Raw genomic sequence first — 16362 nt, forward strand, 5'->3', positions numbered from 1 at the left:
ATCGCACACGCTCTTAGCAGGAGCCCGTCGATCGAAGGAGGCACCGTGGCAAAATACACGCACGGATACCACGAAGCTGTTTTGCGATCACACCGTTCGCGCACCGCCGAGAACTCCGCCGCACATCTGCTTCCCCTGTTGGGCGCCGGCGATCGGCTGCTCGATGTCGGAGCGGGCGCGGGAACCATCACGGTCGATTTCGCGAACATTGTTGCGAGTGTCACCGCGACGGAGATCGGGCCGGAGGCACTGGAGCTCACGTGCGCGACGGCGGCCGAGCGTGGCGCGACGAACATCGACTTCCGGGTCGGAGACGTTCATGCGCTCCCGTTCGGCGACGATACGTTCGATGTGGCGCACGCCCACCAGGTGCTGCAGCACGTTGACGACCCGGTTCAGGCGCTGCGCGAGATGGCGCGCGTGACGCGGCCCGGCGGGATTGTTGCCCTTCGAGACAGCGACTATGGGGGATTCCGGTGGTGGCCGGAAAATCCGCAGCTCGACAAGTGGCTGGACCTCTACCGATCCGTGGCCGCGCATAACGGTGGCGAACCCGATGCCGGGCGTCGTCTTCTCTCGTGGGCGCATTCAAGTGGCTTGACCGATGTCGTCGCGACCTCCAGCACATGGTGCTACTCGAACCCGGAGGAGCGCGTCTGGTGGGGACACATGTGGGCGGATCGAATCGTCGATTCGGCGATCTCCGAGCAGCTTGTCGGTTTGTCTCTCGCGACCGAACGAGAACTCGCCGAGATCAGCGCCGCCTGGCGGGAATGGGCGGCGAGCGATGACGGATGGTTTTCCGTACTGCACGGCGAGATCATCTGCCGGGTGGCCTGAGTCAGCGGATCGGCCACGCGCCGTCGAGGGCCTCGCTCGGCTCGAGACGACCGACCTTGATGAAGTACTCGGTCAGGCTCTCGGCCTGAGCGCGTGCCCATGAGATCTGGCGCGTGTGCATCTCGTGTTCGCTGAGGGGGAGTCGGTCGGCGTAGCGGGCGGCGATGGCCTGCGCCACACGGCCGGCGGCGACCGCGTCATCAGCAGCCGTGTGCGCCGCCTCGAGCAGCACGTCGTAGTGGGCGGCGACCGCGTCGAGGGTGCGCTTGCCGCGCCGGTACCGGTCGAACGTCTTGTCGACGACGAGGGGGTCGATCACGGGGGATGGCGCGAGGATCGGTTCGATGCCGTTGCGGAGGGCCTCGTACTTCAGAAGAGAGAAGTCGTAGGGCGCGTTGTAGGCCACAACCGGGATGCCGGCGGCGAAGATCGCCCGCAGCTCGGTCACGATCTCGGCGACGACCTGCGGCGCGGGAAGCCCGTTCGCCCGGGCGAAAGCGGTCGTTATGCCGTGCACGGCCGTCGCGCCCTCGGGAATCTCGATGCCCGGGTCGGCCATCCACGATCGCTGGCGCGTCACTGTGCCACTGGCATCCAGAACGCCGACGTGGGCGGTGACGATGCGGTCGGTCTCGACATCCACGCCCGTCGTCTCGAGATCGAACACGCCCAGGATGGTCGACCAGCGCGGCGCAGCGGGTGCGAAGAAGTCGTCGCCGAAGAGCGGCTCGGGAAGGACCTGCGACATGTCAACACGTTATGGCCCCGCACCGACATCGCGCGCCAGGCTCACCGCGGCGGACCGGACAGCACGCCGGTAGTGACGCGAGGCATCCGTAGACTCGCAGGGTGAGCGCTCCCCAGTCCTATGCCGAACTTCTGGCCGCAACTCCCGTCGTCCGGCGCGAGGTGGAAGCGGGTGGCGGCGTCACGGCCTACTGGGAATACGGTCCGACGGATGCCGACACCACCCTGATCGCGGTGCACGGCTTTCGCGGCGAACACCACGGCCTCGAGCCCGTCGTCGCGCACCTGCCGGGGGTTCGCGTGATCTCGCCCGACCTGCCGGGCTTCGGCGAGACGCCGCCCCTCCCGGGAGTGACGCACGATCTCGCCGCCTACGTCGGGTGGCTGCGCGAGTTCGTCGCTGCGGTCGCACCCGGCGCGGTCATTCTCGGCCATTCGTTCGGCTCGATCGTCGTGTCGGCGGCTGTTGCCGAGGGGATGCCTGCCCCTCGCGTCATCCTGGTGAACCCCATCGGTGCCCCGGCGCTCGAGGGTCCGCGCGGCGTTCTGACGCGGCTTGCGATCTTCTATTACTGGGCCGGTGCGCGCCTTCCCGCGCGTTTGGGTGACGCCCTCCTGCGCAACAAGGTCATCGTGCGCGTCATGAGCGTCTCGATGGCGAAGACGAAGGACCCCGAGCTGCGCGCGTTCATCCATGACCAGCACGACACGTACTTCTCGCGGTTCGCCGATCGCGACATGCTGCGCGAAGCGTTCGTGACCTCGGTGTCGCACGACGTGTCGGAGTTCGCCGCCCGCATCGTGCAACCGACGTTGCTGATCGCGGCCGAGCGCGACGACATCACGCCGATCGAAGCCGAGCGTCACCTCGTGAAGCTCTTCGCCGATGCTGAACTCGTCGAGATCCCTGATGTCGGGCACCTGATCCACTACGAGACCCCGGCCGTGGCGGCCCAAGCGATCAGGCGCTTTCTCGGTCGGCCTGACGCTTCCGGTACGCGATGACGTTCATGCGATTGCCGCAATTGCCGGTGTCGCAGTAGCGCTTCGAGCCGTTGCGGGACATGTCGACGTAGACCGACTCGCAGTCATCCGCGTCGCACACACGAACGCGCGCGTACTCGTCTGAGCGGATGACATCGACGAACGCCATCGCGGCTTCCACCAGGATCCGTGTAGCGAGGGGAACGTCATCGGACGTGGCGTGAACGTGCCAGTCGTAGTCGTTATGGATCACCAGGCGGGGGAGTGCGCCGCCATCGTGCAGCATGGCGTTGACGAGGGGTACAGCACCCTCACGGTCGACCTCCCAGAGGGCGCGCAGCCGACCACGGATCTCGCGCATCTCGGCGAGCTCGTCCTCGTCGTGCCGGATGCTTCCGGTGTACGGGTGGACGCTCAAGAATTCGTCGAGATCGGCAACCGTCGTCAAAGCGTCCTCGCCCTCGCTGGAGGTGCTCGGGTGCGTGTTCACCAGGTCCACGGTGGCAAGCAGAGCGGATCGCGTGTCATGGATAAAAACCATGTTGACTCCTGACGGTATTGTCTGAGAACATCAGTCAACCTCGTCATTAGTGTATGGCAGGTTTACTCCTGACATCCTTTCGTGTGAACGGACGCACATGGTCCAGAGCCTGACGGCCCCCCTCCCCACGATGCGCTCGGACCACCGCGCCATCGGCATCGTGACCGGGCTCGCATCCGCCCTCGCGTTCGCGTCGAGCGGGCCACTTCTCAAGCCGCTCATCGAGGCAGGGTGGTCGACGGGAGCTGCGGCGTCGGTCCGGATGAGTGGGGCAGCGCTGGTGATGCTGCCGATCCTGATCCTGGCGCTTCGTCGTGACCCGGGCATCCTGCGCCGCAACGCGGTCATCATCGTGGGATTCGGGGCGACCGGTGTCGCCGGGTGCCAGCTTTTCTATCTCGCCGCCATCCAGAGGATGCCGGTCGGTGTGGCACTTCTCGTGCAATACCTGGCGCCGGTTCTGCTGGTCGGGCTCGCATGGATCCGAACGCGTCGTGCGCCCGGCCGCCTCGTGCTGCTGGGCTCGGCCGTGAGTATCGTCGGACTCGTCTTCGTGATCGACATCGGGGGAGCGACGTTCGACGCCCTCGGTGTTCTCTTCGCCCTGGGCGCGGCAGTGTCGCTCGGCGGCTACTTCCTGCTCAGCGAGCGTGCGGGTGACAGCCTGCCCCCGCTGGTTCTCGCCGCGGCAGGACTCGTCGTCGGTTCTCTCCTGTCGGGGGCACTCTTGCTGGTTGGCGTGCTGCCGTTCGCCGCGCCGCCCGTCGAGGTCGTCCTGGGTGGGGCGACGGTGCCCTGGTATGTGCCGCTGGTGTGGGTCATCCTGATCGCCACGACGCTCGCGTACGGCCTGGGAGTGCTTGCCGTCACGCAGATCGGCTCGCGCGTCGCGTCGTTCGTCGGCCTGTCCGAGGTGCTCTTCGCGATCCTCATCGCGTGGCTCGTGCTCGGCGAGCAGCCGACATTCGTCCAGGTGATCGGCGGCGCGCTGATCGTCGCGGGTGTGGTCTTCGTCCGGCTGGGAACGCCGTCGACGATCGTGCCGGTGCCTAACGTTCCTGTCGTGCCAAGTCCATGAGCGGGCGCAGCCGATAGGGGATGACTTCACCCATGACCAGGGACGTCTCGGTGCGCTCTACACCCGAGATGGCGAGGATGCGGGCATCCACCTCGAACAGGTGACGGGCGTCGCGACACGCGACGTGCACGAGCAGATCGACCTGACCGCTCAGCCCGTAGGCCTGGATGATCTCGGGGATGTCGACGAGCTGCGGTGCGATTTCGGGCAGCTCTTTCTGCCGCAGCATGACCGAGATCGCCGCCTGCAGCGGGTACCCGATCGTGTGCGCGGCGATGGTCCGCTCGTAGGAGAGGAACACGCCCGCTTTCTCGAGCTTCGCCATCCGGGCCTGAACGGTATTGCGCGACAGACTCAGACGCTCGGCCAATGCGACCACGGTGGCCCGGGGGTCGTCTGCAAGCGCGCTGAGGAGCGCGAGGTCGGCGTGATCGAGCTTGCCCATAGTCGGTGACTTTACCCGAATCCGACGCTCCACTTTACGCATCCTGCTCAGCGGCTCAGAGAGGCACTGAGCGAGCTGATGAGACGGGCGCCAGTACGGACCTACGCGCCGGACGTGATCTTCGGGTAGAAGAGTCCGAGGCCGTGCTTCGTACCCACCCGATAGGCGTCGGCGTATGTCTGCGGTTCCGGCTCCGACCCGTCGCCGTACTTGGCGAGCAGGAGTCCGAGAAGTCCCTTACCGGGAGGGCTCAGCGGTTTGTCCCTCTGCGATCCGTGTGCGAGGTCTTCGATCTCTTCTTCGTCGATCTGCCGGGGTAGGTACATGGGGTGCACGGTGGGCCAGGTCTTCGGATCGCGCGGCACCTCGAGGTTCACGACGGGGAACAGGGTATTGGCACCCGCGTCGCGACGCGTCAAAGGCTCGAGACCGTGCAATCGGCAGAGGGTCGCAATCACCGACCCGTGATGCATCTCGTCATGGACGATCGTTCCCGAGCGGGTGTAAGCCGACACGGCGATCGCCGGCACACGCGCGCCGAGGCGATCGAACCGAAATCCCATCTCGCCCTCCGGCGCGTCCGCGTCGGGGGGAGTGGCCGCGGGTGGCGAGACGTGATCGTAGGTGCCCCCGTGCTCATCGAACGTGATGAGCAGAAGCGTGTTGAGGGCGTTCGAGCCTTGCGGCGTCGCGCTCTTCTTGATCGCGTCGTACACGTTGGCGACGAGAGCCTCACCCGCGCGGACATCCGAGACCGCGGAATCGACGACCTCGGTGCCCTCGACCTCGCCACTGCGGAGTGCACCGAACGGCGGGTGGAAGTCGTTGTGGTTATAGATCATGCGCGGCTCGATGAACGCGTAAGCCGGAAGGGTGCCGTTCTTCGCGTCCTGATAGAAGTCCGACATATGTGCGAAGTGCTCGGTACGCCAGTGCGTCTCGAGCACTGGCGCGTGCATGACGCCCGTCAGCGAGACGAGCTGCATCTCATCGAAGTAGATCTTCCAGCTGATCCCCGCGCGATCGAGATGATTGAAGATCGTGTCTCGGGGCGCCGCATCCAGCCACTTCTCGTAGCCACCCCCGCCGCGGTTCGTGACAAAGCCGTGGGACGTGGAAGCGTGGAAGAAAGAGCGGTTGCAGTAGGTCTGGCTGGGCACGGCCGCGAACCAGTGGTCGAACACGGCGAACTCGCGCGCGAGCGTCGACAGGACGGGCAGCATCTCGGGCGAGAAGCCGCCCATGATCTGATTGGCCTCGTCCGGCGTCGCCTTCTTGCCCTTGTGAAGCTCTTCGTAGTTGACGTGATAGTCCTTCAGGAAGCCGTCCATGGTGGGCTTCGCACCGTCTTTCGGCGCATTGAAGGGGGCGCCCATCTCGTTCCGCCAGAGTTCAGCATTACTCGCGGGATCAACGGTGCCGAAGAGTTGCGTGTTGACGTGCGGATAGGCCTCGCCCGGGTCAGGATTCGGCTGGCCCATGATCACGTCCGTCGGGCCGGCATAGACGTGCGCGGAGACGCGATTCCCGTCGGGGTCGGGGTTCGAATAGTTGCCGAACGCGAGGCCCTCGAAGGTTTCGCCGGGCGGAAGGTTGTCGGGCGTGTACAGCCAGCCCAGGAGGTTATCGAAGGAACGGTTCTCGCCCATCAGGACGACGACGTGATCGAAACCCGGGACCTCTCGGGGCGCCAGCGCCCCGAACTCGTCTTGATTTGCCATCGAACTGCCGATTGCGGCGCCGGCGGCGCCCCCGACCGCGCCACCCACGAGCAAACCGGCAGCGGCGATACCGCCGGCTCGCAGAAAATCGCGGCGGCTACGGCTACGGCCACGCTCGCTCGGCGCGTCACCTGGGGGTGTCGCGTTTTCCGCAGCGTCTCGCGGGTCAACAGAATCACTCACTGCGTCCTCCGCGTTCAGGCTAGCGGCGCTCGCGGCAATCCGAGCTCAGGCCCGGGTCGTGCTGGGGAAACCGTCGCGTGAGGCGCCGGCGTCATCCGTCGCGAGGCGGATACCCGTGCTGCCGAGACTGCCGCCGACCTCGAGCTGGAACCGGAACGGGTAACCGTTGGCGATGCGTTCACCCGGCCGCGGGAGCGCGCCGTCGCTTGCCACCCGCACGACCTCGGCGATGAGTGCGCCATGCGCGACCGCGATGATGGATGCCCCGGGCATCTCGCGTTCGACATCCGTCGAGATCTCATCCAGTGCTCGCAGTGCTCGCGCGCGCAGATCGGCCGCGGATTCCGCTCCCGGAATCAGATCGCGCTCGGCGGAGCCGAAGAGTGTCGGCACTTCGGCGACAAGGGCACCCTCGGCCTCACCGTAGCCCCGCTCACGCAGCCCCGGATACTCCCGTGGACCGGGCACTCCGAGGGCTTCGGCGATGATCGCGGCCGTCTCGATCGCCCGGGACAGGTCGCTCGAGACGATCGCCACGGGGCCGGCGTCCGCGAGTTCTATGCGGAGCAGTTCTCCCGCCGCGCGAGCCTGCACGCGGCCGGTTTCGTTCAGCGGGATGTCGCTCAGACCCTGGATGCGCCGTTCGCGGTTCCAGTCCGTCTCGCCATGGCGCAGGAGGATCAGATCGGTCACGTCTCCGAGCCTACGGGCAGGAGTCAGCGGGTTGCCGCGAGTCCAGCGGCGAGTGCGCCGAGGACTTCGCTGGTTCCGGCGTCGATCTTGATGGTCGCGCGGTTGTCGGCGCGGGTGACTCCGCGGTTCACGATGATCACCGGAAGTTTGCGCCTGCGCGCCCGTTCCACCAGACGGATGCCCGAATTCACGACGAGCGATGAGCCCGCGATCAGCAGGGCCTGGCTGGTCTTCAGCAGTTGCTCGGCCTCGCGAAACTTCTCGGCGGGGATGAACTCGCCGAAGAACACCACGTCGGGCTTGAGGAGCCCGCCGCACACCGAGCAGTCCGGAACGACGAACCCATCCGTCGACGAGGGAAGGACATCGCCGTCGGGGCCGAGCGGGATGTTCTCGGGCATCGTGACCCAGGGATTGTCGATCTCGATGCGTTCGGAGATGTCGCGCCGGTCGAAGACCTGGCCGCAGTGAGTGCAGAACACGCGACGCATTGTGCCGTGCAGCTCGACGACTCGGCCGCTGCCCGCTCGCACGTGCAGCCCGTCGACGTTCTGTGTCACGACACCCGTGGCGAATTCGTCTGCCTCGAGCCGGGCGATCGCTTCGTGGCCGGCATTCGGTTGAGCGCCCGAGAACGCGTGCCAGCCGAGGTGACCGCCGAGCCAGTAGCGGCGTCGCGAGGACTCGTCTGCCATGAACTGCTGGGCCGTCATGGGCGAGCGAACGGGGGCGCCGTTGCCGCGATAGTCCGGGATTCCGGAGTCCGTCGAGACTCCGGCGCCGGTGAGTACGGCGACCCGGCGTCCTCTCAACGTGGCGACCGCGCGGTCTATCAGCGCGGTCGTCGCGGAATCCAACTCCGAGACAGACGTCATCGTGCCTCCTCGCCGTAAGTGTAGGCGTCGAGGTTTTCCGGGATGTTACGCGAGCAGGGTCGGGCGAACGGGCACCCTGGGCCCGGGGCGGTGGGAGGATGGAGGGTGTGAGCGCAACTCCCGCAGATGTGAACCCCGTCGTCCTCTACGCATCCCCGGCCGCCGCCGGTGGGCCGGAACACGTCGAAGTGCCCGTCGCCTACGACGCGCTCCTGCTGGCGAGCTTCGGCGGACCCGAGGGCCAGGACGACGTGATCCCGTTCTTGCGAAACGTGACGCGCGGTCGTGGCATCCCCGACGAGCGACTCGAAGAGGTCGCCCATCACTACCGGCACTTCGGTGGGATCAGCCCGATCAACGCTCAGAACCGTGAGCTGAAGGTGAAGCTCGAGGCCGAACTCGCCCGCCGAGGCATCGATCTGCCCATCTACTGGGGCAACCGCAACTGGGCGCCGTACCTCGATGAGGCCGTCACGGCCGCGGATGCCGCGGGGCACCGCAGACTCCTCGCCCTCGCCACGAGCGCCTACAGCTCGTTCTCGAGCTGCCGCCAGTACCGCGAGGACTTCGCTCGCGTGCTCGACGAGACCGGTCTGGGCGGGACGGTGACGATTGACAAGATCCGCCAGTTCTTCGACCACCCCGGTTTCATCGCCCCGTTCGTCGCCGGAGTGCGCGAAGCCGTCGCCGGGTTCCTCTCGGATGGCATCGCGCCGGGCGAGATCCGGGTGCTCTTCTCCACGCACAGCGTGCCGATGGACGACGCGCGGCGATCCGGCCCGCGCGACCGGGAGTGGGGTGAAGGCGGCGCCTACGAGACGCAGCACCTCGCGGTCGCCGCGTACGTGATGGCGCAGATCGCGGAAGAGATCCCGGATGCTGCGGATGTTCCGTGGCAGCTGGTCTACCAGTCGCGGTCGGGTCCGCCCTCGCAGCCGTGGCTCGAGCCGGATGTGTGCGACGTGATCGAGGGGCTGCCCGCAGAAGGCGCGCGAGCCGTCGCGATCGTTCCCCTCGGCTTCGTCAGCGACCACATGGAGGTGCTCTGGGATCTCGACACCGAGGCGATGGAGGCCGCGGCGGAGGCGGGTCTCGCCGCCGTTCGAACCCCGACCCCCGGTGTCGACCCGGCGTACGTTGCGGGCCTGGTCGACCTCATCGAGGAGCGCCTGAAGGGCACCCCGACGGCCGAACGCCCGCACGTCACGAAGCTCGGGCCCTGGTTCGACGTGTGTCGGCCGGGGTGCTGCGAGAACGTCCGCGCGGGATTCAAACCCGCGGCATCCGGTATCGCGCCCTGACCGTTCGCCATTCGGCCCGTCCCTAGGATTGAGCCCATGCGCATCCATATCGCCACCGATCACGCGGGGCTGGAATTCTCCACTCGCCTGCAGCACCACCTGAGCGACCAGGGCCACGACGTCGTGGACCACGGCCCGCTCGAGTACGACGCCCTCGACGATTACCCGGCGTTCTGCATCCGTGCCGCTCAGGCGGTCGTTCGCGACCAGGCCGCCGGCATCGAGACGCTCGGCATCGTCTTCGGTGGATCGGGCAACGGTGAGCAGGTCGCGGCGAACAAGGTGCAGGGCATTCGCGCCGCGCTGGTCTGGAACGTTGCGACCGCGGAACTTGCGCGCGAGCACAACGACGCGAACGTCATCGCGATCGGTGCGCGCCAGCACACGTTCGACGAGGCAGCGAAGTTCATCGACATCTTCATCGCCACGCCCTTCACGTTCGAAGAACGGCACGTGCGCCGGATCGGCCAGATCGCGGCGTACGAGGCGGACGGTTCGCTCCTGCCCGATCCGCGCGCGACGCCGGTCGAGAACGGCGGTGCGGCACCGAGTCGCGGGGGAGAAGACATCGACGCCTTCGATCCCGAGGTCGGCTGATGCCCGAAGGCCACTCCGTCCATCGCATCGCGCGTCAGTTCGAGCGAAACTTCGTCGGTCAGCGCGTCTTCGCGTCGAGCCCGCAGGGACGTTTCGTCGAGGGCGCCGCACTGCTCGATGGACGTACGGCGACGGATGTGCGAGCTGTCGGCAAGCAGATGTTCCTCGCGTTCGAGGAGGACCTGTGGTTGCGCGTGCACCTCGGGATGTACGGCGCATGGGACTTCGCGGGCGAGATCGTGGTGGATCCGACGATCGCGGCGGCAAACGGACGCATGGGGCAGACGAATCAGCGGGGGACGGAGTTGGATGCCCCGGTCTTCGATGCCCCGGTGTTCGATTCAGCGGGTGAGAACTCGCTGACCTCGATCGGCGCGCCGCGTCGTGCTCGGGTGCACGTTCGTATGTCCGAGCAGACAACGGGCCTCGCGGACGAGGGTTCGGAGTGGCCGCCGCCGATCGTGGGGCAGGTGCGCCTGCGCCTGATGACCGAGGTGACCAGCGCGGACCTGCGTGGCCCGACTGCGTGCGCCCTGCAGACGCCCGATGAGGTGGCGGCGACGATCGCCAAGCTCGGCCCCGACCCGCTCGTGGATGACCTGGCAGAGGGCGAGGAACGCTTCGTCGCCGCGGTGCGCAAGAAGCCGACACCGATCGGGCTGTTGTTGATGGATCAGTCGATCGTCAGCGGTATCGGCAATGTCTATCGGGCAGAAATGCTCTTCCGCGCGCGCCTGAATCCGCACACGCCGGGGCGTGACGTGCCGGAAGAAGTCGTGCGGGAGCTGTGGCGCGACTGGACGCATCTGCTCGCCATCGGTGTCGAGACCGGCCAGATGATGACGATGGACGATCTCGATCCGGATTGGTACCGCCGCGCCATGGCGCGCCGCGACGATCGGCACTGGGTGTACCACCGGGCGGGCCTGCCCTGCCGCATCTGCGGCACCGAGATCGTGCTGGAAGAGGTCGGGGGACGAAAGCTCTATTGGTGCCCGCAGGACCAGCGCTGACCCCCCTCGGTCCCGCTCCGTGGTCACACATCGACCCTCGCGCGCGCTTCCGACATCGTTCTGCGACAGCGCAACGCCTGGCACGTCGGCCGATCTAGGCTGGGCGGGTGCGCCAGAACCCCTCCTTTGCGATGACCGACGTCGGCGAGCTACGACGGCTCGTGAATCAGCACCCGTGGGTCACGCTCGTCAGCGACACCCCCGACGGACTGGTCGCCTCGCACTACGCCGTGATGCTGGACCCGGCACGTGATGACCTCACGATCGTGGGGCACGTCGGCAAGCCCGACGACCTGATCCACGGTCTGGGTGAGCGTGAGCTGCTCGTCGTCGTTCAGGGCCCGCACGGATACATCTCGCCGTCCTGGTACGGCAGCGTCTTCTCCGGACCTGTCGCGAGCGTCCCGACGTGGAACTTCGTCTCGGCTCATCTGACGGGCGTGCCAGAACTCCTCGACACGGATGAGAACCTGCGGGTGCTCGACGCGCTCGTCGACCGGTTCGAGTCACGGATGCCAGAGCCCCGGGGCATGTGGCAGGCGCCGAACGACGCCACGTTCATCGAACGCCTCGAGCGGGGCACCGTCGGCTTTCGTTTGACGCCGTCGCGGGTCGTCGCGAAACGCAAGCTCAGCCAGAACCGGCCGGGCGACGTCGTCGAGACGATCATCGCCGAGCTGGCGGAGGGCGGGGCGCACCCGAATCCACCGCTCGCCGCCGAGATGCGTCGGGCGCGCGACGCGCAGATTGCGGCCGCGAAACCCGGCGGGACCACGCCCGCAGCCACTGAGCGAACCGGGGGCTTCCCGTCGTGAACGTCGGTGAAACCGTCGGGATGATCGCGAACGCACGCATCGTCGGCGCCGCGATGCCCCTGCCCCTGGGCGACGACCCGCATGACGTCGTGCTCGCGGGCGGGCGAATCGTCGACATCGCCCCGGCTGGCGCGCTGAAGCATCCGGCATCCGCGGCTGTGCTCGACGCGGACGGCGGATGGCTCATGCCCGGGTTGTGGGATCACCACGTGCACCTCACACAGTGGGCGCTGCGGGCGGCCCGCGAGCCGCTCGATCACGCGTCCTCCGCCGCCGAGGCGACGCGAATCATGGCTGCGGCGCCGGTGCTCGCGGATGGACGCCGCATCGGCACGGGATATCGCGACGCGCTGTGGGCGGACGAGCCCGAACGCCTGCTGCTCGATGCAGCGACGGGCGATGTCCCGACGTACCTGATCAACGCCGACGTTCACTCGGTATGGCTCAACACGGCCGCGCTTCGTCGCGAGGGACACGATCCCCTCGGCTCGGGCGTCTTGCGAGAGCTGCCGGCCTTCGAGATCTCGCGGCGACTCAACGCGATCGATCCGGCCCGCGGCGATGTTCTCGTCGATGCTGCGGCGCGCGGGGCCGCGATGCGGGGGATCGTCGGTGTCGTCGACCTCGACATGGCATGGAACGAGGATGCCTGGGTGCGCCGTCTGGCGGCCGGTTTCGATGCGCTCCGGATCCGGTTCGGGATCTACCCGGCAGATCTTCCGCGCGCCGTGGCCGAGGGACTACGTACCGGCGATGCCGTTCGCGGCGCGGCATCCGATCTGGTGCGCGTCGGGCCCTTCAAGGTCATCACAGACGGGTCGCTCGGCACACGGACCGCGGCCTGCTCGCACCCGTACCCCGGCACCCACGGCGACCACGGCGTGATGACCGTCCCGCCCGAGGAACTGCTGGAACTCATGACCGTCGCAACGGCCGGGGGCCTGGAGTCCGCGGTGCATGCGATCGGCGATGTCGCCAACTCGCACGCCCTGGACGCATTCGCGCGGACGGGCGCGGTCGGCACGATCGAGCACGCGCAGCTCGTGGCCCACGCAGACCTGCACCGCTTCGCGCGCCTCGGGGTCGCCGCGAGCGTGCAGCCCGCGCACGCGGTCGATGACCGCGACATCGCCGACCATGAATGGGCGGCGCAGACCGCGCTCGCCTACCCGCTCCGCGCTCTCGCGGATGCGGGCGCCGAGCTGCGGTTCGGATCGGATGCCCCGGTCTCGGCTCTCGACCCCTGGACCGCGATCGCGGCGGCCGTCTACCGGACGAACGACGACCGGCCGGCCTGGCACCCCGAACAGTCCGTGCCATTCGAGCTGGCGCGCGCGGCGTCGACCGAGCGCGGATCGGGATCGGATGCCGTGGGCATTGAACCCGGTGCGGTCGCTGACCTCGCCCTGTGCGAGGCCGACCCCCGTGTCGCGGACGCCGCGGGGCTACGCGGAATGCGCGTCGCCGCGACGATGATCGCTGGCCGGCTCACGCACCGGGCCTGAGGCATCCGCTCTCCTCACGAGAACCTGTCCGGGGAAACAGGAGATCTGCCGAGAACAGGAGATCTGCCGAGAACAGGAGAATGCGCGCGATACCGTCCTGTTCTCAGCGAACTTCCTGTTGTCGGCAGCAACGCAGAAGGGCCCCCGGATGATCCGGAGGCCCTTTTACAGCGCCTGAGGCGCGGGGTCTTTACTCGCTGACGTGAGCGAACAGGAACCAGCGGTCCTTCTCGAGGCCGCGCTTGATCTCGACCGCAACGTCCTGGCTGGTCAGGTCGACCTCGTCGAGGCCGTCGATCGCGGCCTGCAGGTCGATCAGGATGGCGTCCATGTCGGCGATGATCGCCGGGATCTCGACATCCGACTTAGCGAAGCCGGCGGGAACGCCGGTCGCTCCGGCCTTGGCCGCAACGGCTGACACACGGGCGTCGATCGGCAGGCCGAGGGCGACGATCCGCTCGGCGGCGAGGTCAGCCCAGCCGCCCGCGTTCGCCACGACGGTGTCGAGCAGCTCGTGAACGCCGATGAAGTTGGCGCCGCGCACGTGCCAGTGCGCCTGCTTGCCGTTGATCGTCAGGGCCTGCAGGCCGAGGACGACGGGGGAGAGGAACTGGGCGGCCGCAGCCGACACATCAGGGTCGCTGACGGTTGTGGAAACGGTCTGAATCTTCGTCATTTTGGTCCCTCCGGCCGCGATGTTCGCGGCGACTCTGGGGTAAACGCTACTCAGCCTCAGACATTCCGCAAGCAAGCTGAGGCTCGGCTTAGTGCCGGAAACACGCGGCAAATCACACGACGATGCGGGCATCCCGTGAACGACCGGGTAGCGTCGTCTGGTGCCCTCCGCAGACCATGAACTCGGCCCGCAGAATCTGGGCGCCCCGTCGCAGATGCTCCGACGCGAACGACGAAATCGTTCTCCCGAACACGCAGAGCCGTCGCGTTTCATCCCGCACGTACAGGGATTGCGTGCGATCGCCGTCCTGTTCGTGGTGCTCTATCACTTCTGGCCGGGTCGTCTCTCGGGCGGATATGTCGGTGTCGACGTGTTCTTCGTCATCTCCGGGTTCCTGATCACCGGTCACCTCATGCGCGAGCTCGAGGCGACGGGTGGCGTGCGACTCGCGCAGTTCTGGGCCCGTCGTGCGCGGCGGCTCCTGCCCGCGTCGCTTTTGGTCCTGTTGTTCTCCGCCATCGTCGTCGCATCGCCGTACCTCTTCCCGCTGTCGGCGCTCCCCAACGAGATCCGCGAGATCATCGCCTCGGCGTTCTACGTCGAGAACTGGTATCTGGCATTCGCTTCCACCGACTACCTCGCGCTCACGGGGGAGCCGACCACGGTGCAGCACTACTGGTCGCTGTCGCTCGAGGAGCAGTTCTACGTGCTCTGGCCGTTGGTCATGCTGCTCGCGGCATGGATCGGCGTGAAGTTCTTCCGCGGCGCCCGACGCCGCGCGATCATCACGACGCTCGGCGTTGTGACCCTCGCATCCTTCGTCTTCTGCGTCGTCTTCACGATCACGAACCCGGCTCCCGCCTACTTCGTGACCTTTACCCGCATGTGGCAGTTCGGGGTCGGAGCGCTCATCGCCCTGGTCCCGATGTTGCGGATCCGCAACGCGATCGGCAGCTTCGTGCTCGGCTGGGCGGGCATCGTCGCGCTGCTGTACGCCGCCTTCCAGTTCGATGGACAGACACCGTACCCCGGGTACATGGCTCTCGTGCCGACGCTCGGAGCGGCGGCCGTGATCGCCGCGTCGAACACCGCGCGGTGGTGGTACCCGACCCGCATCCTGTCGATCCGTCCCGCACAGTTCGTCGGGGACATCTCGTACAGCCTCTACCTGTGGCACTGGCCGCTGATCGTGATCGCGCCATCCGTCCCGTTCTGGGGTTTGACGATCTACCACCGTGTGACACTGCTTGCCCTGTGCTTCGTGCTCGCCTGGCTCACGAAGAAGTTCGTGGAGGATCCGGCGCGAGCCTGGAAGGTCCTGACGAAGCGCCCGCCGCGCGTGACTCTCTGGGCGTCGCTGGTCGCGATGATCCTCGTGGGGGCGACCGCGGCCGGCGCCTGGGCGATCAACGCACCCGCTTATCGCGAGGGCGTTGCAGCGATCGAACAACTCCGTTCCGACCCGCCCGAGTGCTTCGGGGCGGCGAGCGTGCTCGATTCGGCCTGTGCCGACGTCGACTTCGGCGACCAGGTGCTGCCCGCGCCCGGTTTCGCTGCCGCGGATATGCCCGCCGACGAACAGTGCTTCGTGCAGCTCAACGACTCCCGTGCCGTCACGTGCGAGTTCGGATCGGATGCAGCGGATGCTCCGCGTGTCGCGCTCATCGGCGACAGCCACGCGTTCCAGCTGCTGTCGACGTTCGAGCGCATCGCAGCCGAGAACGGATGGCACCTCACGACGCTCTTCAAGGGCGCATGCCCGTGGAGCACGACACCGCTGTCGACGCCCGGCGCCTTCGGGGCCGCCTGCGCCGACTGGCGCGAGAACGCGGTCGAGGTGCTCGACGGCGGCGACTTCGATGTCGTCTTCACGGCGGGGCTCTCGGCCACACCGTTCTCGTCTGCGGGGTACGACAGCGTGCACGACGCCGCCGTGGCGGGCTACCGCGAAGCATGGAGCGGGATGCTCGATCGCGGCATCCCCGTCGTCACCGTCGTCGACAATCCGGTCTGGGAGAACGACCCGAACAAGTGCCTGCGCACCCAAGGGGTGGGCAATTGCGATGGTGCCCGTGACGACCTGCTGACCGACCAGGATCCGCTGAAGGATGCGGCGGAAGGCACCGCTGGTGTCACGCTGCTCGACTTCACCGATGTGTTCTGCGACGACACGACGTGCTTCCCGGTCGTCGGCGGGGCGAACGTGTACCGAGACGAGAATCACCTGACAGTGTCGTTCGTCGATTCGCTCGCGCCGCAGTACACCGCTGCGCTGCGGGATGCGATCTCGGCGGGTGTCCCAGGGGAGTAGGGCGCGCGGGCCGGTGCGCGGGTCGTAAGGTCGGATC

Annotated in this window: 16 protein-coding genes; 9 read left to right on the top strand and 7 right to left on the bottom strand. The window is 67.3% G+C overall.

The genetic code is table 11. The features are described from left to right. Positions 1-45 precede the first annotated feature (45 nt). On the top strand, positions 46-840 hold the full coding sequence (locus tag ACT9TC_RS15530) for a class I SAM-dependent methyltransferase (protein ID WP_458041345.1): 795 nt from the start codon (positions 46-48) through the stop codon (positions 838-840). A 1-nt stretch (position 841) separates the two neighbouring features. Here ACT9TC_RS15530 and ACT9TC_RS15535 read toward each other — a convergent pair whose 3' ends face one another. Continuing rightward, the gene (locus tag ACT9TC_RS15535; RefSeq protein WP_458041346.1) at positions 842-1588 is read right to left on the bottom strand and encodes an exonuclease domain-containing protein; all 747 of its coding nucleotides are present in this window, start codon (positions 1586-1588) and stop codon (positions 842-844) included. Between the two features lie 101 nt (positions 1589-1689). On the opposite strand from ACT9TC_RS15535, the gene ACT9TC_RS15540 reads away from it, so the two are divergent. Further along, on the top strand, positions 1690-2592 hold the full coding sequence (locus ACT9TC_RS15540; protein ID WP_458041347.1) for an alpha/beta fold hydrolase: 903 nt from the start codon (positions 1690-1692) through the stop codon (positions 2590-2592). Here ACT9TC_RS15540 and ACT9TC_RS15545 read toward each other — a convergent pair. After that, a complete protein-coding gene (locus ACT9TC_RS15545) occupies positions 2549-3112 on the bottom strand; it encodes a CGNR zinc finger domain-containing protein (protein WP_458041348.1) in 564 nt (187 codons plus the stop codon). The genes ACT9TC_RS15540 and ACT9TC_RS15545 overlap by 44 nt on opposite strands. Before the next feature lie 97 nt (positions 3113-3209). On the opposite strand from ACT9TC_RS15545, the gene ACT9TC_RS15550 reads away from it, so the two are divergent. Next, positions 3210-4190: an EamA family transporter gene (locus ACT9TC_RS15550; protein ID WP_458041349.1), complete on the top strand. Its 981-nt coding sequence runs from the start codon at positions 3210-3212 to the stop codon at positions 4188-4190. Here the strand turns inward: ACT9TC_RS15550 and ACT9TC_RS15555 are convergent. The 4 genes from ACT9TC_RS15555 to ACT9TC_RS15570 form a co-directional block, all read right to left on the bottom strand. Next, entirely contained in the window at positions 4162-4635 is a 474-nt protein-coding gene (locus tag ACT9TC_RS15555) for an Lrp/AsnC family transcriptional regulator (RefSeq protein ID WP_458041350.1), read from the bottom strand. The two genes, ACT9TC_RS15550 and ACT9TC_RS15555, sit on opposite strands and share 29 nt — an antisense overlap. Before the next feature lie 101 nt (positions 4636-4736). Further along, entirely contained in the window at positions 4737-6356 is a 1620-nt protein-coding gene (locus ACT9TC_RS15560; protein WP_458041351.1) for an alkaline phosphatase family protein, read from the bottom strand. Positions 6357-6584: 228 nt separating this feature from the next. Then, a complete protein-coding gene (locus tag ACT9TC_RS15565) occupies positions 6585-7232 on the bottom strand; it encodes a histidine phosphatase family protein (protein ID WP_458041352.1) in 648 nt (215 codons plus the stop codon). Between the two features lie 23 nt (positions 7233-7255). Next, the gene (locus ACT9TC_RS15570) at positions 7256-8107 is read right to left on the bottom strand and encodes a Sir2 family NAD-dependent protein deacetylase (protein WP_458041353.1); all 852 of its coding nucleotides are present in this window, start codon (positions 8105-8107) and stop codon (positions 7256-7258) included. Between the two features lie 98 nt (positions 8108-8205). Between ACT9TC_RS15570 and ACT9TC_RS15575 the strand changes: the two genes are divergently transcribed. The 5 genes from ACT9TC_RS15575 (at position 8206) to ACT9TC_RS15595 (ending at position 13338) form a co-directional block, all read left to right on the top strand. Beyond that, positions 8206-9408 (top strand): ferrochelatase, encoded by a 1203-nt coding sequence (locus ACT9TC_RS15575; RefSeq protein ID WP_458041354.1) that lies wholly within the window; start codon positions 8206-8208, stop codon positions 9406-9408. A gap of 36 nt (positions 9409-9444) precedes the next feature. Then, positions 9445-10005, top strand: a complete 561-nt coding sequence (locus tag ACT9TC_RS15580; RefSeq protein WP_458041355.1) for a ribose-5-phosphate isomerase — start codon at positions 9445-9447, stop codon at positions 10003-10005. Then, complete coding sequence (locus ACT9TC_RS15585; protein ID WP_458041356.1) at positions 10005-11018, top strand: Fpg/Nei family DNA glycosylase; 1014 nt, start codon at positions 10005-10007, stop codon at positions 11016-11018. Before ACT9TC_RS15580 ends, ACT9TC_RS15585 begins: the two co-directional genes overlap by 1 nt. A gap of 107 nt (positions 11019-11125) precedes the next feature. Beyond that, on the top strand, positions 11126-11833 hold the full coding sequence (locus ACT9TC_RS15590) for an FMN-binding negative transcriptional regulator (protein ID WP_458041357.1): 708 nt from the start codon (positions 11126-11128) through the stop codon (positions 11831-11833). Between the two features lie 20 nt (positions 11834-11853). Then, on the top strand, positions 11854-13338 hold the full coding sequence (locus ACT9TC_RS15595; RefSeq protein WP_458042957.1) for an amidohydrolase: 1485 nt from the start codon (positions 11854-11856) through the stop codon (positions 13336-13338). 190 nt (positions 13339-13528) lie between these two features. Here the strand turns inward: ACT9TC_RS15595 and ACT9TC_RS15600 are convergent, their stop codons facing one another. Further along, entirely contained in the window at positions 13529-14014 is a 486-nt protein-coding gene (locus ACT9TC_RS15600) for a Dps family protein (protein WP_458041358.1), read from the bottom strand. 160 nt (positions 14015-14174) lie between these two features. On the opposite strand from ACT9TC_RS15600, the gene ACT9TC_RS15605 reads away from it, so the two are divergent. Next, entirely contained in the window at positions 14175-16325 is a 2151-nt protein-coding gene (locus tag ACT9TC_RS15605) for an acyltransferase family protein (RefSeq protein WP_458041359.1), read from the top strand. The last annotated feature ends 37 nt before the right edge of the window (positions 16326-16362 follow it).

The organism is Microbacterium sp. HM-570, assembly GCF_054165885.1.